This window comes from Asticcacaulis sp. AC460, from assembly GCF_000495795.1.
GTDB lineage: Bacteria > Pseudomonadota > Alphaproteobacteria > Caulobacterales > Caulobacteraceae > Asticcacaulis.
Genome location: NZ_AWGD01000002.1, coordinates 90,542 through 110,632, shown reverse-complemented (window position 1 = coordinate 110,632; position 20,091 = coordinate 90,542). Strand labels below are relative to the sequence as shown.

General features: G+C 63.5%; 14 protein-coding genes. 9 read left to right on the top strand and 5 right to left on the bottom strand.

Features of this window, described 5'->3' with window-relative positions; all coding sequences use genetic code 11:
- Window positions 1-3: 3 nt before the first annotated feature.
- Window positions 4-3,162, top strand: a complete 3,159-nt coding sequence (locus tag ABAC460_RS26505) for an efflux RND transporter permease subunit (RefSeq protein WP_023451590.1) — start codon at window positions 4-6, stop codon at window positions 3,160-3,162.
- Window positions 3,163-3,448: 286 nt separating this feature from the next.
- On the opposite strand, the gene ABAC460_RS26500 is transcribed toward ABAC460_RS26505, so the two are convergent.
- Window positions 3,449-5,764 (bottom strand): glycoside hydrolase family 3 C-terminal domain-containing protein, encoded by a 2,316-nt coding sequence (locus ABAC460_RS26500; protein WP_023451589.1) that lies wholly within the window; start codon window positions 5,762-5,764, stop codon window positions 3,449-3,451.
- A gap of 211 nt (window positions 5,765-5,975) precedes the next feature.
- Between ABAC460_RS26500 and ABAC460_RS26495 the strand changes: the two genes are divergently transcribed.
- Window positions 5,976-7,478: an MDR family MFS transporter gene (locus ABAC460_RS26495; RefSeq protein ID WP_023451588.1), complete on the top strand. Its 1,503-nt coding sequence runs from the start codon at window positions 5,976-5,978 to the stop codon at window positions 7,476-7,478.
- Here the strand turns inward: ABAC460_RS26495 and ABAC460_RS26490 are convergent.
- Entirely contained in the window at window positions 7,475-7,753 is a 279-nt protein-coding gene (locus tag ABAC460_RS26490) for a 4Fe-4S dicluster domain-containing protein (protein ID WP_031236256.1), read from the bottom strand. The two genes, ABAC460_RS26495 and ABAC460_RS26490, sit on opposite strands and share 4 nt — an antisense overlap.
- A gap of 311 nt (window positions 7,754-8,064) precedes the next feature.
- Here ABAC460_RS26490 and ABAC460_RS26485 point away from each other — a divergent pair, with 311 nt between their 5' ends.
- The 5 genes from ABAC460_RS26485 to ABAC460_RS26465 all read left to right on the top strand — a co-directional run bounded on the left by ABAC460_RS26485 (window position 8,065) and on the right by ABAC460_RS26465 (window position 13,449).
- Window positions 8,065-10,449: a hypothetical protein gene (locus ABAC460_RS26485; RefSeq protein WP_023451586.1), complete on the top strand. Its 2,385-nt coding sequence runs from the start codon at window positions 8,065-8,067 to the stop codon at window positions 10,447-10,449.
- Window positions 10,450-10,593: 144 nt separating this feature from the next.
- Window positions 10,594-11,199: a 5-formyltetrahydrofolate cyclo-ligase gene (locus tag ABAC460_RS26480; RefSeq protein WP_023451585.1), complete on the top strand. Its 606-nt coding sequence runs from the start codon at window positions 10,594-10,596 to the stop codon at window positions 11,197-11,199.
- A 44-nt stretch (window positions 11,200-11,243) separates the two neighbouring features.
- A complete protein-coding gene (locus ABAC460_RS26475) occupies window positions 11,244-12,083 on the top strand; it encodes a TIGR00282 family metallophosphoesterase (RefSeq protein ID WP_023451584.1) in 840 nt (279 codons plus the stop codon).
- Between the two features lie 57 nt (window positions 12,084-12,140).
- The gene (locus ABAC460_RS26470) at window positions 12,141-12,908 is read left to right on the top strand and encodes a YebC/PmpR family DNA-binding transcriptional regulator (RefSeq protein ID WP_031236255.1); all 768 of its coding nucleotides are present in this window, start codon (window positions 12,141-12,143) and stop codon (window positions 12,906-12,908) included.
- Window positions 12,909-13,056: 148 nt separating this feature from the next.
- Complete coding sequence (locus ABAC460_RS26465) at window positions 13,057-13,449, top strand: hypothetical protein (protein WP_031236254.1); 393 nt, start codon at window positions 13,057-13,059, stop codon at window positions 13,447-13,449.
- A 460-nt stretch (window positions 13,450-13,909) separates the two neighbouring features.
- On the opposite strand, the gene ABAC460_RS26460 is transcribed toward ABAC460_RS26465, so the two are convergent.
- A complete protein-coding gene (locus ABAC460_RS26460) occupies window positions 13,910-15,322 on the bottom strand; it encodes a right-handed parallel beta-helix repeat-containing protein (RefSeq protein ID WP_035425813.1) in 1,413 nt (470 codons plus the stop codon).
- Window positions 15,323-15,381: 59 nt separating this feature from the next.
- Window positions 15,382-16,833, bottom strand: coding sequence for a tetratricopeptide repeat protein (locus ABAC460_RS26455; RefSeq protein WP_023451580.1), 1,452 nt, complete (start codon window positions 16,831-16,833; stop codon window positions 15,382-15,384).
- A gap of 371 nt (window positions 16,834-17,204) precedes the next feature.
- Between ABAC460_RS26455 and ABAC460_RS26450 the strand changes: the two genes are divergently transcribed.
- On the top strand, window positions 17,205-17,690 hold the full coding sequence (locus tag ABAC460_RS26450; RefSeq protein WP_023451579.1) for a GAF domain-containing protein: 486 nt from the start codon (window positions 17,205-17,207) through the stop codon (window positions 17,688-17,690).
- Between the two features lie 246 nt (window positions 17,691-17,936).
- Here the strand turns inward: ABAC460_RS26450 and ABAC460_RS26445 are convergent, their stop codons facing one another.
- Window positions 17,937-18,230, bottom strand: coding sequence for a YciI family protein (locus ABAC460_RS26445; protein ID WP_023451578.1), 294 nt, complete (start codon window positions 18,228-18,230; stop codon window positions 17,937-17,939).
- A gap of 87 nt (window positions 18,231-18,317) precedes the next feature.
- On the opposite strand from ABAC460_RS26445, the gene ettA reads away from it, so the two are divergent.
- On the top strand, window positions 18,318-19,985 hold the full coding sequence (gene ettA / locus ABAC460_RS26440) for an energy-dependent translational throttle protein EttA (RefSeq protein ID WP_023451577.1): 1,668 nt from the start codon (window positions 18,318-18,320) through the stop codon (window positions 19,983-19,985).
- The last annotated feature ends 106 nt before the right edge of the window (window positions 19,986-20,091 follow it).

The following is a 20,091-nucleotide window of genomic DNA, read 5'->3' as shown; positions in this document are numbered from 1 at the left end:
CACATGTTGGAACAAATCATCCGCCTGTCGATCCGGCACCGCTGGATCGTGCTTCTCGCCGTGTTCGCCCTGTCGGCCGTGGGGGTCTACAACTTTCACCGCCTGCCGATCGACGCGGTTCCCGACATCACCAATGTCCAGGTCCAGGTCAATACCGAGGCACCGGGGTCTTCGCCGCTGGAGTCCGAGCAGCGCGTAACCTTTCCGATCGAGACCGCTCTGGCCGGCCTGCCGGGGCTGGACCATACGCGGTCACTGTCGCGCTATGGCCTCAGCCAGGTCACGGTCGTCTTCAAGGACGGCACCGACATCTATTTCGCCCGGCAACTGGTCAATGAGCGGGTACAGGCGGCGCGGGCGCAACTGCCGGCGGGGCTGGAGCCGCAACTGGGGCCGATTTCGACGGGCCTGGGCGAAATCTTCATGTACACGGTCCGCGCCAAGCCCGGTGCGGTCAAGGCCGACGGCACCGCCTACACGCCGGAGGATCTGCGCACCCTGCAGGATTGGGTCATCCGACCGCAACTGCGCAACACGCCGGGCGTCACCGAGGTCAACACCATCGGCGGTTATGAGCGCCAGTACCATGTCACGCCGTTGCCGGAACGGCTGGCCGCCTACAGCCTGACCATGAACGACGTGGTGGCTGCCTTGGAGCGCAACAACGGCAACCGTGGCGCCGGCTATGTCGAGCGCGAAGGCGAGCAGTATCTGGTCCGCGTGCCGGGCCAGGCTGAATCCATGGCCGACCTCAGCTCGGTCCTGATCGAGAGCCGGTCGGGCGTGCCGGTGCGCGTCGCCGACGTCGCCGACGTCGTCCTCGGCCAGGAGTTACGGACGGGGGCGGCAACCCAGGACGGCCAGGAAGTCGTCATGGGCACGGTCTTCATGCTGGTCGGCGAGAACAGCCGCACCGTCTCCAAGGCCGTGTCGGTGCGGCTGGAAACCGCGGCCAGGGCCTTGCCGCCGGGCGTGGTGGCCGAGCCGATCTACGACCGCACCAACCTGGTCGAACGCACGCTGCACACGGTCGAAAAGAACCTGGCCGAAGGGGCGCTGCTGGTCATCGTCATCCTGTTCGTGCTGCTGGGCAATGTCCGAGCGGCGGTGATCACCGCGGCGGTCATCCCCATCGCCATGCTGCTGACCATCACCGGCATGGTCGAAAACAAGGTGTCGGGAAACCTGATGTCGCTCGGGGCGCTCGACTTCGGCCTGATCGTCGACGGGGCGGTGATCATCATCGAAAACTGCCTGCGGCGGTTCGGCGAAGCGCAACATCAGCTTGGTCGGCTGCTGACGCGCGAGGAACGCTTCGACCTGGCCGCCCAGTCCAGCGCCGAGGTGATCAAGCCGTCCCTGTTCGGCGTGCTGATCATCACTCTGGTCTATGTGCCGATCTTCGCCCTGACCGGGGTCGAGGGCAAGATGTTCCACCCCATGGCCGCCACCGTGGTCATGGCGCTGACGGCGGCGCTGCTGCTCAGCCTGACCTTCGTGCCGGCGGCGGTGGCGCTGTTCGTCACCGGCAAGGTCGAGGACAAGGACAGCTTCGTCATGCGCGGCGCCCGCCGGTTCTATGAGCCGGTTTTGCGCGCCGCCATGAAGGCGCGGGTGGCAGTCGTTGCGGGCGCGGTCGTCCTGGCCGTGCTGTCGGGCCTGCTGGCGACGCGGTTGGGGGCGGAGTTTATCCCGCAGCTCGACGAAGGCGATATTGCCCTGCATGCGATGCGCATTCCCGGCACCAGCCTGACCCAGTCGGTGGCCATGCAGTCGGCGGTCGAGGCGAAGCTGCGCGCCTTTCCCGAGGTCGAGCGCGTCTTCGCCAAGATCGGCACGGCGGAGGTGGCGACCGATCCGATGCCACCTTCGGTCGCCGACACCTTCGTCATCTTGAAGGACCGTAAAGCGTGGCCTGATCCCCATGAGTCGAAAGCCGATCTGGTGGCGCGGATGCAGGCCGCCGTCGAACAGGTGCCGGGCAATAATTACGAGTTCACCCAGCCGATCGAGATGCGGTTCAACGAACTGATCTCGGGGGTGCGTTCAGACGTGGCGGTCAAGATCTATGGCGACGATCTCGACCGGCTGTTGCGCAGCGGCCGCGATGTCGAAAAGGTCATGGCAGCCATTCCGGGGGCAGAGGACGTCAAGGTCGAGCAGGTCACCGGCCTGCCGATGCTGCAGATCATCCCCGACCGGCCGGCCATGGCGCGGCTGGGGCTGAACGTTGCCGATGTTCAGGATGCGGTAGCGACGGCGCTCGGCGGCACCGAAGCCGGCCAGGTGTTCGAAGGCGACCGGCGCTTCGACGTGGTGGTGCGATTGCCGGAAGCCCAGCGCGGCCGGCTGGATGAGGTCGGCCGTTTGCGCATTCCGGTGCGCAACGGCGGGGGGCTGGGGTTTGTCCCCCTGGCCGATGTGGCACGGATCGAGATCGTCAACGGTCCCAACCAGATCAGCCGCGAGGACGGCAAGCGCCGGGTGGTGGTCACGGCCAATGTCCGCGACCGCGACCTGGGCTCGTTCGTCTCCGAGGTCCAGGACAAGGTGGCGGCGCGGGTCAAACTGCCGGAAGGCTACTGGATCGGTTATGGCGGCACGTTCGAGCAACTGACCTCGGCGGCGCAACGGCTGCAGATCGTCGTGCCGTTGGCCCTGTTGCTGATCATCGGATTGCTGTTCATGCTGTTCGGATCGTGGAAAGACGCGCTGATCGTGTTTTCGGGTGTGCCCCTGGCCCTGACTGGTGGTGTGGTGGCCTTGGCGTTGCGCGGTATTCCGCTATCGATCTCGGCCGGGGTGGGGTTTATCGCCCTGTCCGGCGTCGCGGTGTTGAACGGCGTGGTGATGGTGAGTTTTATCAGGTCATTACGTGCCGAGGGCAGGGGGCTGGACGAGGCTATCTTCGAAGGGGCGCTCACCCGGTTACGGCCGGTGCTGATGACGGCTTTGGTGGCGTCGCTGGGCTTTGTGCCGATGGCGTTCAATGTCGGTGCCGGTTCGGAGGTTCAGCGGCCCCTGGCGACGGTGGTGATCGGCGGGATTGTGTCGTCGACCTTGCTGACGCTGTTGGTGCTGCCGGCGCTGTACAGGTTGGTGCATGGAAGGCGGAGTAAGGCAAGGGCCGAAAAGCTCCCGCGCGAAGCGCCCTCAAATTGATCACGGGTTAGCAAAGTTATCGGCTTGTTGCGCTGTTCATCCGGCTTATCTGTGGATTGAAAAATAGGAGGTTTCAGGTACTCGGATGCCGGGTGACAATCCCAACCGGAATCGCAGCGGGACCTCGGCGAAAGGGTTGTCCACAGATAAGCCAGATAAGCCAGATGGACGGCGTTTCCCGAGATTTTTCTGATAGTTATGAAGCGTTAAGGCGCTTCGCGCGAACGCAAAATAAAAGCCGCCAGGCGATGAACCTGGCGGCTTTCGTGTTCAGGTTTTGAAACCCTTACTGGCCCTTGACGTTCAGGGTCTGGGCGTCCAGGTGGACGATCACTTCCGACACCGGCTCGGTGGCCGAGGTCGCCAGGATCACCTTGTAGTCACCCGCCTTGATGTTCCAGGTCTTGCTGGCCGAATCGAAGGTGGCCAGCAAACGCGGATCGACCGTCACCGTCGCCTTACCCGACTTGCCCGGCTTCAGCGTGATCTTCTCGAAACCCGCCAGGCGCTTGGGGGCTTCCCAGCCGGCATCGCCGACCGGAGAGACATAGACCTGGCCGACTTCGGCGCCGGCGGTCTTACCCGTGTTCTTGATGGTAAAGCTGGCGGTCAGCGACTTGCCCGAAGCCTGAGCCGACAGGCCCGACAGCTGGAAGGTCGTGTAGCTCAGGCCATGGCCGAAGGCGAACAGCGGCTTGGCGCCGCGCTTGTCGAACCACTTGTAGCCGATCGCCGCGCCGTCGATATTGTAATCGCTGTGCGGGTGGCTGTCGTTGTCCAGCTTCGGATCGCCTTCCATGATCGGACGCGGGGTCTGGTCCAGCGAGGCCGGGAAGGTGGCCGGCAGGTGGCCCGACGGATTGACTTCGCCGGTCAGGACGCGGGCGATGGCTTCACCGCCCGACGTGCCCGGATACCAGGCTTCCAGCACGGCAGCGACATTGTCGACCCACGGCATCACCACCGGGCCGCCGGTTTCCAGCACGACTACGGTCTTCGGATTGGCTTTGGCCACCGCGGCAATCAGGGCGTCCTGGCCGTCCGGCAGGTTCAGGTCCGGCGCGTCGATCGACTCGCCCGTCCACTGCTCGGCGAAGACGACGACGACGTCGGCCTTTGCAGCTGCGGCGGCGGCGGCGTTGACGTCCTTGCCGTCGAGATAGGTGACACTGGCCTTGGTGCGGGCCTGGATGCCCTTCATCGGCGACGACGGATACCAGGTCTTGGGACCCGGGAAGCCCTTGCCGAACTCATCGGCCACCGGCGACAGGCCGACCGGATAGACCTGGGAAGAACCGCCGCCCGACAGCACGCCGACATCGGCATGGGCGCCGATGACGACGATCGATTTGGCGGTCTTGGCCAGGGGCAGGACGCCGCCCGTGTTCTTCAGCAGGACGATGCCTTCTTCAGCGCCGGTGCGGGTGATGACGGCGTGGGCGGCGAAGTCGATCTTGTCGGCCTGATCACCCTTGGCGACGTTGTCGAACAGGCCGTTGTCGAACATGGCCCACAGGACGCGGCCGGCCATGTCGTCGATGCGGGCTTGGCTGACATAGCCGTTGTTGACGGCTTCGCGCAGAGCGCCTTCGAAATAGTTGGAGCGGTCGAAGGCCCAGCCCGACTGCTGGTCCAGGCCCTGATTGGCGGCCGGGATGGTCGAGTGGGTGGCGCCCCAGTCCGACATGACATAGCCCTTGAAGCCCCAGTCCTGCTTCAGGACTTCGTTCAGCAGGTACTGGCTTTCGCAGGCGTAAAAACCGTTGACGCGGTTGTAGGAGCACATGACCGAGCCCGGATCGCCGATTTCATAGGCGATCTGGAAGGCCAGCAGGTCCGATTGACGGCCGGCCTGGTCGTCGATCTTGTGGTCCATGGTGAAGCGGTTGGTTTCCTGGCCGTTGAAGGCGTAGTGCTTCATCGTGGTGATGACATTATTCGACTGGATGCCCTTCATGGCATTGCCGGTGATGACGCCGGCCAGGAGGGGATCTTCACCGCCGTATTCGAAGTTGCGGCCGTTGCGCGCGTCGCGCATCAGGTTCATGCCGCCGGCCAGTTGCACGTTGAAGCCTGACAGGAAGGCTTCGTTGCCGATCATGGCGCCGCCGGCGAAGGCGTTCTTCGGGTTCCACGAGGCCGCGGTGGCGATGCCCGAGGGCAGGGCGGTGCGCTGGCGCGGGGTCGGGCCGGTCTGGGTGGCGACGCCGACGCCGGCGTCGGTCTGCCACTGGGCCGGAATTCCGAGACGGTCTATGCCTGGCACGAAGCCGGCCGAGAAGGGCATGCCCTTTTCCGGGTAGACGTAGTTCTTGACGGGCGTCTTCTGCCATTGGTTGTCGGTCGAGAAGTAGCCGAACACCAGGGTCAGCTTTTCCGGCAGGGTCATTTCCTTCAGGACCAGGGCGGTCCGTTCGGAAGCGCTGAGGGAGGTGTTCATCCACGGACGGTTAGCCGTTGATTCGGCGGCGGGTGCATTCTGGGCGAAGGCGGCCGGGGCAATGGCGCCAAACGTCATGAGCGCGGCCAGGGCCGTGGTGGTTGCCAGCTTAAAGGCGTGACGGGACAGGGCGCCGTGGGCGGCGGACGAGGTCGAAGGCATCAGGAAACTCCCAATTATAATTGTGACTGCGGCACCGTGTTCGGCGCTCATGTTTAGGCGGCATAACTGGCTGGCCCTGTTATAGCCGAAATACGTCGCGTCCCAAGCGAAAAATGGTGCGGCCTTATGCCATATCTTTTTTATCCGGAAGGGGTTAGCTATCCGCATGACCGCCGCACACGCCCCTGCTCAATCAAACCAGGTCTCTGGGATGGACCCCAAGGACATCCGCTCCGTCATCATCGGCCTGATGATGGTGATGCTGCTTGCCGCGCTGGACCAGACCATCGTCTCGACAGCGCTTCCGACCATCGGGCGCGAACTGCACGATATCGAGCACCTGCCCTGGATGGTGACGGCCTATCTCCTTAGTTCGACCGTGGTGACGCCGCTGTACGGCAAACTGGCCGATATCATCGGCCGGCGGACCACCCTGCTGATCGCCATCGGGGTTTTCCTGGCCGGGTCGGCCCTGTGCGGGATGGCCGGCAACCTGTATTTCCTGATCTTCGCTCGCGCGGTTCAGGGCCTGGGCGGCGGGGGTTTGATGTCCCTGGTTCAGACCGTGATCGCCGATGTCGTGACGCCGGCCGAACGCGGCCGGCTGCAGGGCTATTTCGCCGCGGTGTTCACAGCCTCCAGCCTGGGCGGACCGGTGCTGGGCGGGGTGATGTCGGAATATCTCGGCTGGGCGTCGATTTTCTGGATCAATATCCCGGTCGGGTTTTTGGCTTTATGGATCGTCTATCGCGGGCTGATGAAGCTGCCGCGCTTTGAACGGCCGCATAAGCTCGACTGGCTCGGGGCCGCCCTGATGGCGATTGCCGCCGTGACCCTGCTGCTGGCCCTGGAAACGCGCGGCAGCCTGCTGGCCGGTGCGCCGGTGTGGGCGGTCTATGCCGTGTCGATCGTCTTCTGGCTGCTGTTCGGGTTGCGTCTGCGCCTGGCGGAAGAACCGCTGATCCCGACCGAGATCCTGAAAAACGGCGATGTGTTGCGCGCCACCCTGATGTCGACCATGGCCATGGGCGCCCTGATGGGGGTGGGGATCTATAACCCGCTGTACCTGCAACTGACCTTTGGTCTGAGCGCCACCGTGGCCGGCCTGTGCCTGGCGCCGCTCAGCTTGGGCGTGGTGACCGGCGCGATTGCCTCGGGCCGGATGATGTCGATGAGCAAGGGGCAGAAGTACAAGACTTTGCCGTTGGTGGGCCTGGCGATCGGGACGATGATCTATGCGGGGCTGGCGGTGTTTCCGCACAGCCTGCCGCTGTGGGGGTATCTCGGCGTGCTGATTGTCGCCAATGCGGCGGTCGGCACGACGTTTCCGGTGTCGATCCAGATCGTCCAGGGCGCGGTCGAACGCCATCAGGTCGGCACGGCCACGGGGGTGATGAACTTCTTCCGTTCGCTGGGCGGGGCGCTGGTGGTGGCGGTGTTCGGTGTGGTGCTGTTCGGCGAGGTCTATGCCGTGATGGGCACCGGCTTTACCGGCGACCTGTCGGTCCAGGTGCTGGATGGGATTGAAAATCCGGCGCTGCTGTTCCGGCCGATCTTTATCGGCGCCGCCATCGTCATGGGGGTGGGGCTGGCAGTGTTCTGGACGGTGACGGAAAAGCCGCTGAGGGCCCAGGATCAGCCCGTCACCCAGGCGGTCGAGGCTGCGGTGGAGCCATTGGAAGGCGCCGATTTGTCGGATACGCCGAAGCGTTAATATTTGGAGAGGCGGATTGCCTTTTCCGGGCAAGCGACGACGCACAGGCCGCAGGCGCGGCATTGATCGCCATGGACGACCAGGCCCTGCTTCCAGCCGTTGAGGGTACCCTTGACCTTGGTCATGAAACCCAGGCCGGTGCGCTGTTCGGGCGGCAGTATGCCCAGGTCGAAGACGTCATAGGGGCAGACATCGACGCACTCGGCCTTGCCGTCGCATCGGCTGGGGTCGATGACGGGCGTTATGACACCGGGGTCTTCGCTGCATTTGCTCATGATGCCGGTGTACACGCCTGATCACGATATGGCCATGCCCTTGAAATCCGGCCGTCAACGGACTATTTGTACAGACGGCGGGTCTTGCTGCGGCTCTCGTGTCAATCACCATATCCTTCTGACCTTAATCACTTAGAACGGGGACTGTCCCTGATCTGGCCCGTGGGCCTAATCACATGGTTCCCACCTGACTAGTCAGGTCTGAGAGGATTTTAACCGCATTGACACGGTTCTTTTGTGGCGCCGCCAACCTCTTTACAGTTGGCTGAATTTGACGCACCTTGTTGCCGGAACCTGGGGGGAACGGGGAAATGCGTTTTTATACGATGATTGCCGGGCTGGTGCTGGGCCTGACTCTGGGCCTGAGCCTGGCGCCGGATAGGGCGGCGGCACAATCCTGCGGCAGCGACACCCACTGCAAGGCCCTCAAGGAAAAGACCCGCCATCTCAAGGCGCGAAACCCGCAAACCGAGGCCGCGGCCGCCGCGCAGGCCGGCGATTATCGTCTCGGGCGCATGTTCCGCTATGGCGATCCGATCGCGATTGCCACCTCCGATTTGCCGGGCCTGCGTTGCCGGATCTGGCCGCGCAGCCTGGTCGGCAAGGAGCACGTCAGCGACGACGTCATCACGCCCGGCGAGGACGAACACGCCGAGGCGGTCTATGAGTTTCTGCGCCGTTACAACCGAACCCTGGTGGCCGCGCCGGGATTTCCTTACGCCGATGTCTGCTCGATCGAAGAGGCGGCGCCACAGGCCCGCTACACCGGCCCGGTCACGACGCCGGCCCAGGCCGCCCGCTCGGGCGATATCGCCCGGTTGGAAGTGCTCAATGCCACGCCGGAGGCGCTCAATGCGCCGGATGAACTGACCGTCACGCCAATGGGCTGGGCAGTGGACAATGAAGACGCCGCCATGGGATTGGCCCTGGCCGATCGCGGCGCCGATCCCAACGCTCTGGGGGGCTTCGATGGACGGGCGCCCGGCCTGCTGGGGCTGCTGATCCTGAAGGGCGACTATGACGGGGCGCGGCGGGTGCGTGACCGGGGCGGCAAGCTGGCGCCTGACACGGGCCTGTGCCCGGAGAGGGAAACGATATTCGATCTGACGGTGCTGCCGCCGTCGACCGGGGCGCCGGATCCCGACGCGGTCGGCGAGGTGGGGGAATGTTCGTGGGCCGGTCTGCTGTTGCGGCGCGGCCAGGTCGACCTGCTCGAACATCTGCTCAAGACCCAGGTGGCGTCCGACGACATCCACGGCATTCCCGAGGCGATCGACCGGGGCGATCTCTATGCCGGATTCTACCAGGCCTTAAGGGCCGGGGACATGGCCCTGGCCGGCCGTCTGTCACCCTATGTGGTGGAGTTGGCCGATGATCCGGGTTTCCTGTCGATCTGGCTGTATCGTCACGGCCAGGTGGAGATGGCGGCCGACAAGGCGCAGACCGTTGCGCGGTCCTCTGTCGAGGCGCGGTTGTGGCGCCGGGCCGTCGATGCCGGCCATCCGCAGGTCTTCGCCGAGCTTTTCGACTATGGTCTGCATCTCAACTATCTGACGGCCGAGCAACTGGCCGATTGCGAAGGCGCCATCACCGGTGGCGACCAGGCGGCGGTGTTCACTCTGTGCATCCGGTCGTCCTTCCTGCGCGCCGAAGGTATTCTGGCGGCGGTCAAGAGCGGCGATATCGACAGGTTCCGCCATGAGCTCGACATCAGTTCCGGCCTGAACGAAATCTACAAGCCGAGCCTCAGCACGATGGTTGTGCGCTATGGTACGGCCCAGATGCTGGACGAACTGAACCGCCGCATCACCTTGCCGGACAACTGGTCCATGCAGGTCGAACCGGTCGACGCCGGCCGGGGTGGTCACCGCGTCCCGCTGCGGCAGATGTACGACGCGCCGCTGAAGGCGGAGATCGATGCCTGGGTGATGCCGCGCATGGTGTATCCCGATCTGCCGTGGCCGTCGGTCGAACCCGCCATGGCGCGGGGCGACCTGGCTATGGTCCGGGCCATGGTTCGCTACAAATATCCGGGAGTCGTCTCCGACATCAGGCGGGGGCTGAATGTCGGCAACGGGCCGGACGGTGTCGTGCCGGGCTATCGCGACGTCTACCCCGATACCCACGACAGCGAACTGTATCCGAACGCGCCAACGCCGGAGCAGATGACGCTGTATGCTCAATACGTGCCGATCCTTGCCGAGGCTGGAGAGCCCAAGGGCTTGTGGGAGATTGTCGCCCACGCCTCGGCCATGGGGTGGAACGACGTCATCGTCCTGGCCCAGGCCAATGGCTTCGATGCCGTGCGCGACGGTACGCCGGAAATCTGGATGCGGCTGTTCAATTTCAGCTCGGTGTGCAAGCCATCGACGGCGGCGCTGCTGCTGAAGGCCGGGCTGCCGTTTCCCAAGGACAATACCAGCCGGACCTATGGTCACGTGCTGTACAGCGCGGTCGCCGTCTGCGCCGATGCGGAAACGGTGCGCGTCCTGGTGCGCGACGCGGGAATTTCCGTCAATGATGACCTGTTTGGAAGCGGCACCACGGCGCTGGATGTGGCGCGCCAGCGCGGGCGGACATCGGTCGAAGCCGTGCTCCTTGAGCTGGGTGGCAAGCCCGGCAAGGAGGTCTGGCCGCAAACCAAGGCGCAGATGCGGGAAGGGCTCGATCCCGACATCTGGGCCGGCGAGGATTAGGCGGTCACGGGCACTTCCCGCGATTTTTACTGAGATGCCACGGCAGGGGATGGAAAAAACATACAAAAGCCGCTAGAGAGCGCCGGGTTTTGCCAGAACGGCAGAATCGACGTGTACTGAGTGTATCAAAAGCGGAGCCGAACCATGTTGGAGCCTGACTGCATGACCATGGCGGATCCCAAGCCGCTCCTGCGCGCCGAAATGAAGCGCCGCCGGGCGCAACTGGCCGCCGCCAATCCGCTGGCCGGCGAACAATTGGCCGGGCGAGCGGAAGACACGTTCGAGGCCTGGCCGCCGCAGGGCGCCGTCATCGCCGGCTACTGGCCGATCCAGAGCGAAATCAATCCCTTCCCGCTGATGCAGATGTTCGAGGACCGCGGCTTTTCTCTCGCCCTGCCGGCCCTGGTGCCGGTGGACGGCGGTTACCGCATGATCTTCCGCATCTTCCGTATCGGCGACGAACTGGTTGACGGGCCGTACGATATTCGTCAGCCTTCGGACGACGCCCAAACCGTTGACCCGGACCTGCTGCTGATGCCGCTGCTGGCTTTTGACGCTGCCGGAATCCGGCTGGGCTATGGCGGTGGCTATTATGACCGCGCCCTGGCCGATCTGCGGTCGCGGGGGAACGTGGCCGCCTGGGGCGTCGCTTTTTCCGGGCAACAGCTTGCCGAAACGCCGTCCGAAGCGCATGATCAGCCGCTGGATGGAATTTTTACTGAAACCGGCGTCATCGCGACACACGCGTAACGCTTACCAGGCGTGGGGCAGCCCCCACCGGATTTGGACCTCGTATGCGATTTGCTTTTTTTGGTGACGTGGTGGGGCGCTCGGGACGGGATGCCCTCAGCGAATACCTGCCCGGCCTGCGCCGCCAGCTCGACCTCGAATTCGTCATCGTCAATGCCGAGAACGCCTCGGGCGGTTTCGGCCTGTCGGAGAACTCGGCGCGCCAGCTGTTCGACGCCGGCGCCGACTGCCTGACCCTGGGCAACCATTCCTGGGATCAGAAGGAAGCCCTGACCTATATCGTGCGTGAGCCGCGCCTGATCCGGCCGCTCAACTATCCGCCGCTGGCCGATGCGCCCGGCCGCGGCGCCAACCTGTACGAAACCCAGTCGGGCAAGCGCATCCTGGTGATGAACGCGCTGGGTCTGGTCCATATGGCGTCGATGGACGACCCGTTTGCCGCCGTCGACAAACAACTGGAAGCTTGCCCGCTGGGTCTGGCGGCCGACGCCATCGTCGTCGACATGCACTGTGAAGCCACGTCGGAAAAGATGGCCATGGGTCATTTCTGCGACGGCCGCGCCACCCTGGTCATCGGCACCCATACCCATGTGCCGACCGCCGACACCCAGATCCTGCCCAATGGCACCGCCTACCAGACCGATGCCGGCGCCTGCGCCGACTATGACAGCGTCATCGGCATGGACAAGGAAGAGCCGCTGCGCCGCTTCACCACGCGGATGCAGAAGGAACGTTACAAGCCGGCTTCGGGGCCTGCGACGGTGTGCGGCGTCTATGTCGAAAGCGACGACCGCACCGGCCTGGCCACGCGGATCGAGCCCATCCGCGTCGGCGGGCGGCTGAAGGAAGTGATACCTCAGGTGGCCGTGCTCGCAGGGGCGTGACAAACGCGTTTTGTCGCGCTAGACCACAGCGCAGCACACCTTCCTATCGAGATACCCATGGCTGGCCATAGTAAATTCAAAAACATCATGCACCGGAAGGGCCGCGCCGACGCCGTGCGGTCCAAGCTTTTCTCCAAGCTGTCGCGCGACATCACCATCGCCGCCAAGATGGGCATGCCCGACCCGAACATGAATTCGCGCCTGCGCCTGGCCGTCGCCATGGCCAAGGCCGAATCCATGCCCAAGGACAATATCGAACGCGCCATCAAGAAAGGCGCCGCCGGCGAAGCCGACACGATGGAAGAAATCCGCTACGAAGGCCGCGGCCCGGGTGGTGTCGGGATCATTGTCGAGGTCCTGACCGACAACCGCAATCGTTCCGCCGGCAATGTCCGTTCCTTCTTCACCAAGTACGGCGGTCAGCTGGCCGATACCGGTTCGGTCAGCTTCATGTTCGACCGGGTCGGCGAGATCAAGTATCCGCTGAAGGCCGGCGATGCCGACAAGATCTTCGAAGCCGCCATCGAGGCCGGCGCCTCCGACGTCGAGACCGATCCGGGTGACGGCGACGAGGACCTGGGCGGCCACACCATCTATACCTCGTTCGAGGACTTCAACGAAGTCGCCGAAGCCCTGGCCAAGGCGCTGGGCGACCCGCAGTCGACCGGTATTATCTGGAAGCCCCAAGCGCTGACGGCGCTGACAGGCGACCCGGTCAAGACGCTGATGAAGCTGCTCGACGCGCTCAATGACGATGAAGATGTCCAGAACGTCTACACCAATATGGACGTTTCCGACGAAGAGCTGGAGGCGTTAGGGGCGTAATTCCCGTGTGGCGCGATTAAGCGTGGCAGAAGGGTTACGCCGGCTGGGGCAATTTGCTACGGGCGTGGATTCCAGGCTTTGACTACCGCCTGAAATGTGCGAAGATGTTTGTTAACCATTTTGAGCACCACGTCCTTTGGGGGATTGCATGAAAGCGTCGATTTTGATCCTGGCCGGTATGTCCGCGGTTGCGGCCGTGGGCCTGACGGCTTGCGAAACCACCCCCCGCGAGCGGACCCGCTATGTCGATGTCCGCACCGAACGTGAGCGCGCCCAGCAATGCGTCGGCGCTTTCGAGCCGGACGGCAAGGCGCCGCAGGTCATGACCTACGACTCCAAGACCGGCACGGAAGTGCACATGAACCAGGACGGCCGCCGGGTGGATGTTACCGCTCAGAATGCGTCGGACAATACGGCCCTGGGGATGGGCGGCAAGGTCGGCGGCAAGATTCCGGAAGCCTGCACGGATGCCGATCCGCTGCCGGGCGCGGCCCTGCCGAAGGATCGTTCGTACAAGACGACCTGGAACTCGCAGAAATAAGCCGGTTGATCGGTTTGAGATTTGAAAAGCCCCGGAGCGATCCGGGGCTTTTTATTTTCAAGAAGGAAGGGGAACCACGGAAGGCGCGGAATTATCTCCCGCGCGAAGCGCCTTCCTACCGTTGGCGTGACTTGGCGCACCTGCATGAGAGCATCCTGAATTCCGTGTTTTCCGTGTCGCCGCGCAGCGGCCTCCGTGTGGTCCGTGTTCCTCTTAAAAACCTCAGACGGACCGGAGGCTTTTAAGAGGAACACGGAAAACACGGAAGCGCCGCCTGCGGCGGCGTGCACGGAAGTCACGGAATTCCGGGTGAAGATACGCCGGTGCACTACTCTAACCGTCAATAGATTAAGGCGCTTCGCGCGGGAGGTGCCGTCACCGGAAATCTGTTGCCCCTCCAAAGCAAAAGCCCCGGAACAGAGTTCCAGGGCTTTGCTCTCACCATCCGAAATCGAAAGCCTTACGGCTTGGATTTCAGATCGTTATAGGGAACCGGACCACCCGGCGCCGTCGTCGCGGCGCCATCGGTCATGGCCACGGTGGCCATGCGCGGCCAGAATTCATCGAACATGTACTGGTCGTTGGCATCGCCCGGCACGTCGAACTCCGAGCCACGATACCACGGCGTACACACCCGCTGCGACGGGTCGACCGTACCCCACTTCAGGGTCGGGCAGCCTTCGCCGTTCGGGTCGATCTGGTTGTCGACGGCGCGGATCTCGCCGGTCGCCGAAGCCAGGATACCGGCCGTGCGGATATTGGCGATCTGGTTGCGGCCGACAAAGGCTTCGCCGTCCTGGACGTCGATGCCGATCTCACTGGCGATGATGGTGTTCTCAATCACCCGGGCGCGGTTCAGGCCCAGCACGATGCCATGGTCGGCGCGCGCGATCAGGGTGTGCGACAACAGGGCCTCGCCGGAGCCTTCGATGCTGACGCCTTGCGAGAAGTACAGCACCTTCATGTCGTTCATGCTAAGGATCGAACCGCCGCTGTCGAGACGAATCTCGATGCCGGTTGCGCCTTCGCCACGCTCAAAGCCATGCCAGTCGGCCAGTTGCTGGACGCTGACGCCCTGCATCTGCGAGTCGCCGTCCAGAACGGCATAGATGCCGCCGGCGGTGGTCGCGATCTGAGAGTTTTCCGCAAACAGTGAGGCATTGTTGACCGCCAGGGCGACCGAACGGGTCTTGGCGATGATGTGCGAATTCTCGGTCAGGTTCAGACGGCCGCCCGACAGGTGGACGGCGGCATCATCGCCCTGATAACGGATCTGGGTGTTTTGGATCGTCAGCTCGGTGTTCGAGCCTTCGATGCCCGGCATGCCGCCACTGCGCGGCGCCGAGATATACATATCCTTCAGGATGACCTGATCGGCGCCCGAGGAAATGCGGATGGCCGATTCGCCCGGAGGCGCCACCAGGACCGGGATCTGCTGCGGGCCATAGCCCTGGCCGACGATGGTGATCGACTTCTTGATGTCCAGGCTGGCGACGCAGGAACGGTTCTTGGCCTTCAGGTACAGAACCCCGCCGGAGCGGATGCGGCCGACCACTTCCTCGACATAGCGCGGATTGGCGCGGTCGCAATCGACCGTGGCGTCGGCCTGGCCGCGGCCGTGATAGCCGTAACGGGAACCGCCCTTGTAGTGGCGCGGGCCGCAGGTGCGCAGTTGCGCATCCAGCAGCATGCCGAAACAGGGCTTCATATAGCCGCTTACCCCGGCGGCGCGGCTGTTTTCGTAGTTGCCCTCACCGGCAGCGGCCTGGGGCACGGAGACGGGCGCCAGCGCCATCGCCACGGCGGCGACAACGCCGAGCCCAAGGCCGGCTCTGACGCGGCCCGAAGGCGAGGTTTCACTGTTCTTGCGCATCCACATGCTTCTTTCCTTGCACCGCCCCGTCCTGCCGGACGGCAGCGGCTACGCTTCAATTACCGTCCGTGGCCGTGGCCGTCCGGATCGTAGGACACCTGGCTCAGGACTTCCTGCAGGCGGCTGGCCGAGGGACGGAAGCCCGAAAGGGCGGCGTCCAACTGCATCACGACCGATTCGGCCTTGTTCTGGTCGGCGACGCCTTGCAAACCCAGGTCGAAATAGGTCGACATGGCATAGCGCGCCTCGGGCGAGCCCTGCTTGTCGGCCTGCTTGTACCAGTAGAAGGCGCGGGCATAGTCGACGGGGACGCCGACGCCTTCGGAATACATGACCGCCAGAACCAGTTGCGAGCGGGAGTCGCCGTTGACGGCGGCCAACTGGATGGCGCGGACCTTGTCGCGGTTCGTCAGGACGGCGCCGCTGGGCTGACCCGTCATGCCACGCAGGGCATCGATCGTCTGTTTCGGCACGTCCTTCGGTTCGAAACAGGCCGTGTCGAGGATATCAAGATAGTCGAGCGCGCGGACGACATGGATGAAGGGCAGTTCGTCCATGCGCGACAGGGCATAGGCGGCGCCATCGTCGCGGACCGATTCGTCGGAGTGCGGCACGCCGCCCGGCGGGGTTTCCGGCGGGTAGAATTCGTAAGGCGCGACCCAACGCTTGGCCTTGGATTCGACGAACGAGGCATAGCGGGCACGGTCGGGGGCCGACTTTTCGAAGTCCTTCAGCAGCACATAGGCACTGACGTCTCCGGTTTCCGATGCCTTGTAATTATAGAGATAGGCGTCGACGTCCGACCGTTCGAACAGGTCGCGGGCGTTGGACAGCCCGTAGTTGGCGCCGCGCATATTGGCGCGGATGGCCTGGGAATTGTCTGCCGGCTCGCCCATCGGGCCATATTGTTTGTCGTAGAGCCTGCCCAGGGTGCGGAAGCCTTCGGCGCCCATGGTCGACAGGACGTAGGTGACGCGGTCGCGAACCTTTTCACGTTCGCCCGAGTCCATCATCGACAACTGGTCGTCCAGCATCTTGTAGGCGCGGGCACGCTCATAGGCGCGGCACTTGTCGAAGCGTGACGCCATGGCGCCGCCGCGCGGATCCATGGCCCGGCTCATCGGGACATAGCCTTCCGGATTGGTCAGGGCCATGGTCAGCCAGACCGACGATTCGACATAGTCTTCGAGATTCTTGTCGCTGGCATTGATGCCGGCGTAGCGGTTGGCCAGTTCCAGCTGGGCGAAGAAGTCGTTCTTGAAGCCCAGGTGGCGGTAGTAGCGGATTTCTTTTTCCTGGCCGCCGAAGCCGCCCTGCTGGAACATGTCGGCGGGACGCGGGCAGGCATAACCGCCGGCGGCCGAGTCCTTCTTACGCCACATGCTGTCCCAGGCAAAACCATCGCAACCGGTCAGGCTGACCATCAGGCACAGCCCGGTGACCACCGCAATCGCTTTGGATGCGCGTCCCTTCTGGCTCGCCGAACCTGGTTGTGCAGCCTTGCGGTGCATAACCGGCCCCTTCTGGTCACATTCTGACATCAGTAATCGCCCCGACAGCCGTCGGCCAATATGGTTAATACAAACTTGTGTTAAGGATTACGGTCACTGTCAAGCCAAGCCCCCCTTCAGGCCATGCAATCTTGGTGAGCGTTGCCGGATTGTCGCGAAAAACTAAGCGCGCCGTAAGTGCCCATATCCCAAACCCCGCAGGCGGACGCCCGCATTAGCATCATGCGTCATATCTGGGCGCTTGGCCAGAAAAAAGTGTTAATAAGGCGGCGTTAAGGTGCGCTTTCGCGCGGAGCGTGCTAGGACGCACGCGGCGGTTTGGCAAATACGCGTGCCAGGAGAATTCTACAGTGCATACCCCTTCGGCCCCTATGGCGGGCTATACGAAAAGCGAAATCTATCAGTATCTTATTCGGGACGCCCGGGCGATTCTCGATGAAGAACCCAACCGTGTCGCCCGCATGGCGACCGTGGTTTCCCTGTGTGCGCAGGCCTTTCCGGACTGGTTCTGGACCGGCTTTTATTGTGTCGATGAGGTTAAGAAGACACAGGGCGTCGATGAACTGGTGGTGGGGCCCTATACCGGGACTCTGGGCTGTCTGCGGATAGCGTTCGGCCGGGGGGTCTGCGGCACCGCTGCGGCCACAAAGACCACGCAAATCGTACCGGACGTCCATGCGTTTCCCGGACATATCGCGTGCGACTCGCGGTCCAATTCGGAGATCGTGGTGCCGGTTTTCGACGGTTCGGGTGAGTTGATTGCCGTGTTCGACGTCGACTCGGAACAGTATGACTCGTTCGACGAGACAGACCGGGATGGGCTGGAGTCGCTGATCGAGGTCGTGTTCGCGTCCTGAACCTGTCTTGGGGCGGCGCTGGCTGTAAGGTGTTCAACCACGGACCACACGGACTTCAGGATTTGCAGGAAGCCGCGGAGCGGCGTTAGAATTGTCCTGATCGGCATGCCCGGCCCGGCCGCCGCCCTGCCGTCGATTGCGCGGGCGGTGTGGGACCGCAAGGCCGTCGCCATACAGTACGAAAGCTGGAAAGGCACACGCGACTGCCGGCTGGGCCGAGGCGGCGAGGATGCGCCATGCGTCGGATCAGGATTTCGGCAGTTCGCGGATTTCGACCACGCCGCCGGCCTCATAGACCGGATTGCCGGCCAGGAAGGTTTGCGCCGCCGCCATGTCCGCCGCTTCGATGCGGATATAGCCGCCCAGGTGCGCCGCCATCGCCGGCACGTCGCCGCGCTTTGAAAAGCAGGCGCCGCCTCCGATGGCGCTGCCGCCGCGCATGACGCCGGCGGTGTTCAGCCGGGTAATGTAGGCATCCCAGTCCGCCGCCGTTTCCAGGCCGGCCGGCAGGGTATGCATCAGGAAAAGGAAGTCCGCCATATCAGCCCTTTCGCCTTGCGAATTGATGTCCCGTCAGTTAAACCGCCCGGCACTTTCCATCTATCGCAAAAAAGGTCCGTTCCGCACATGGCGCAGCAATATATCTTCCAGATGCAGGGCCTGACCAAGATCTACCCCGGCGGTAAGAAGATCTTCGAGAACATCTGGCTCAGCTTCTATTCCGACGCCAAGATCGGCGTGGTCGGGGTCAACGGCTCGGGTAAGTCGACCCTGCTCAAGATCATGGCCGGCATCGACAAGGAATTCAACGGCGAGGCCAAGGCCGCCGAAGGCACCAAGATGGGCTATCTCCAGCAGGAGCCGCATCTCGATGAGAGCATGACGGTCTGGGAAAACGTCATCTCGTGGTGCGAGGAAAAGAAGACGGTCGATCGCTTCAACAAGGTCGCCGAGCTGATGGGCGAAGAATATAGCGACGAACTGATGGAGGAGATGAACGCCCTCCAGGAAAAGATCGATGCCGGTGACCTGTGGGACATCGACAGCCGCATTGAAATGGCCATGGACGCCCTGCGTTGCCCGCCCAACGATTCAGGCGTGACCAAGCTGTCGGGCGGTGAAAAGCGCCGCGTCGCCCTGGCCCGTCTGCTGCTTAGCAAGCCCGACATGCTGCTGCTGGACGAACCGACCAACCACCTGGACGCCGAATCGGTCGCCTGGCTGCAGCATCACCTGGAAAGCTTCCCGGGCTGCGTCATCCTGGTCACCCACGACCGTTACTTCCTGAATCAGGTCACCAAGTGGACCCTGGAACTGGACCGCGGCAAGGGCGTCCCCTACGAAGGCAACTATTCCGGCTGGTTGGAACAGAAGCAGAAGCGCGTCGTGCAGGAACAGTCCGAGTCCGAAGCCCGCCAGCGCGCCCTGACCAAGGAACTGGAATGGGTCCGCTCCGGCGCCAAGGCGCGCCAGGCCAAGTCCAAGGCCCGTCTGGCCGCCTATGACGAGATGGTGCGCGAACAGGAAAATTCCCGCGCTGCCCAGACCTTTGCCACCATCCAGATTCCGCCTGGCCCGCGCCTCGGCAACCTGGTGCTGGAAGTCACCGACCTGGAAAAGGAATATGGCGACAAGGTGCTGTTCAAGGGCCTGACCTTCCGCCTGCCGCCCAACGGCATCGTCGGGGTTATCGGCCCCAACGGCGCCGGCAAGTCGACCCTGTTCAAGCTGATCACCGGCCAGGAAAAGCCCGACCAGGGCACCATCCGTTTGGGCGAGACGGTGAAGCTGGCCTATGTCGACCAGTCGCGCGACGACCTGCAGCCGGATCATACCGTGTGGCAGGCCATTTCCGGCGGCACCGACATCATGGTGGTCGGCAAAAAGGAAATCAATTCGCGCGCCTATGTCGGCGGCTTCAACTTCAAGGGCGGCGACCAGCAGAAGAAGGTCGGCCTGCTGTCGGGCGGTGAACGCAACCGCGTCCACCTGGCCAAGACGCTTGCGGCCGGCGGCAATGTCATCCTGCTCGACGAACCGACCAACGACCTGGATATCGAAACCTTGCAGGCGCTGGAAGAGGCGCTGGAAGAGTTCGCCGGCTGCGCCGTGGTCATCTCCCACGACCGCTGGTTCCTCGACCGCCTGGCGACGCACATCCTGGCCTTCGAAGGCGATTCTCATGTCGAATGGTTCGAGGGCAACTTCGAAATGTACGAAGAGGACAAGAAGCGGCGCCTCGGTACCGACAGCTTGATCCCGCATCGGATCAAGTTCCAGAAGTTCTCGCGGTAGGCGCTGACGGTCTGCAAGCCGTCATCTCGCTGCGATCCGATGCTCACGTACTCAAGTACGCTCCGCTTCGGTTCTCGCGAGCTAACGCCTTTCGACTCGTCATCCC

Bases quoted from the DNA above. Each gene is read 5' to 3' on its own strand.
- ABAC460_RS26505 (WP_023451590.1), top strand. From the start codon at position 4: ATGTTGGAACAAATCATCCGCCTGTCGATCCGGCACCGCTGGATCGTG.
- ABAC460_RS26500 (WP_023451589.1), bottom strand. From the start codon at position 5,764: ATGCCTTCGACCTCGTCCGCCGCCCACGGCGCCCTGTCCCGTCACGCC.
- ABAC460_RS26495 (WP_023451588.1), top strand. From the start codon at position 5,976: ATGGACCCCAAGGACATCCGCTCCGTCATCATCGGCCTGATGATGGTG.
- ABAC460_RS26490 (WP_031236256.1), bottom strand. From the start codon at position 7,753: ATGAGCAAATGCAGCGAAGACCCCGGTGTCATAACGCCCGTCATCGAC.
- ABAC460_RS26485 (WP_023451586.1), top strand. From the start codon at position 8,065: ATGCGTTTTTATACGATGATTGCCGGGCTGGTGCTGGGCCTGACTCTG.
- ABAC460_RS26480 (WP_023451585.1), top strand. From the start codon at position 10,594: ATGTTGGAGCCTGACTGCATGACCATGGCGGATCCCAAGCCGCTCCTG.
- ABAC460_RS26475 (WP_023451584.1), top strand. From the start codon at position 11,244: ATGCGATTTGCTTTTTTTGGTGACGTGGTGGGGCGCTCGGGACGGGAT.
- ABAC460_RS26470 (WP_031236255.1), top strand. From the start codon at position 12,141: ATGGCTGGCCATAGTAAATTCAAAAACATCATGCACCGGAAGGGCCGC.
- ABAC460_RS26465 (WP_031236254.1), top strand. From the start codon at position 13,057: ATGAAAGCGTCGATTTTGATCCTGGCCGGTATGTCCGCGGTTGCGGCC.
- ABAC460_RS26460 (WP_035425813.1), bottom strand. From the start codon at position 15,322: ATGCGCAAGAACAGTGAAACCTCGCCTTCGGGCCGCGTCAGAGCCGGC.
- ABAC460_RS26455 (WP_023451580.1), bottom strand. From the start codon at position 16,833: ATGCACCGCAAGGCTGCACAACCAGGTTCGGCGAGCCAGAAGGGACGC.
- ABAC460_RS26450 (WP_023451579.1), top strand. From the start codon at position 17,205: ATGGCGGGCTATACGAAAAGCGAAATCTATCAGTATCTTATTCGGGAC.
- ABAC460_RS26445 (WP_023451578.1), bottom strand. From the start codon at position 18,230: ATGGCGGACTTCCTTTTCCTGATGCATACCCTGCCGGCCGGCCTGGAA.
- ettA (WP_023451577.1), top strand. From the start codon at position 18,318: ATGGCGCAGCAATATATCTTCCAGATGCAGGGCCTGACCAAGATCTAC.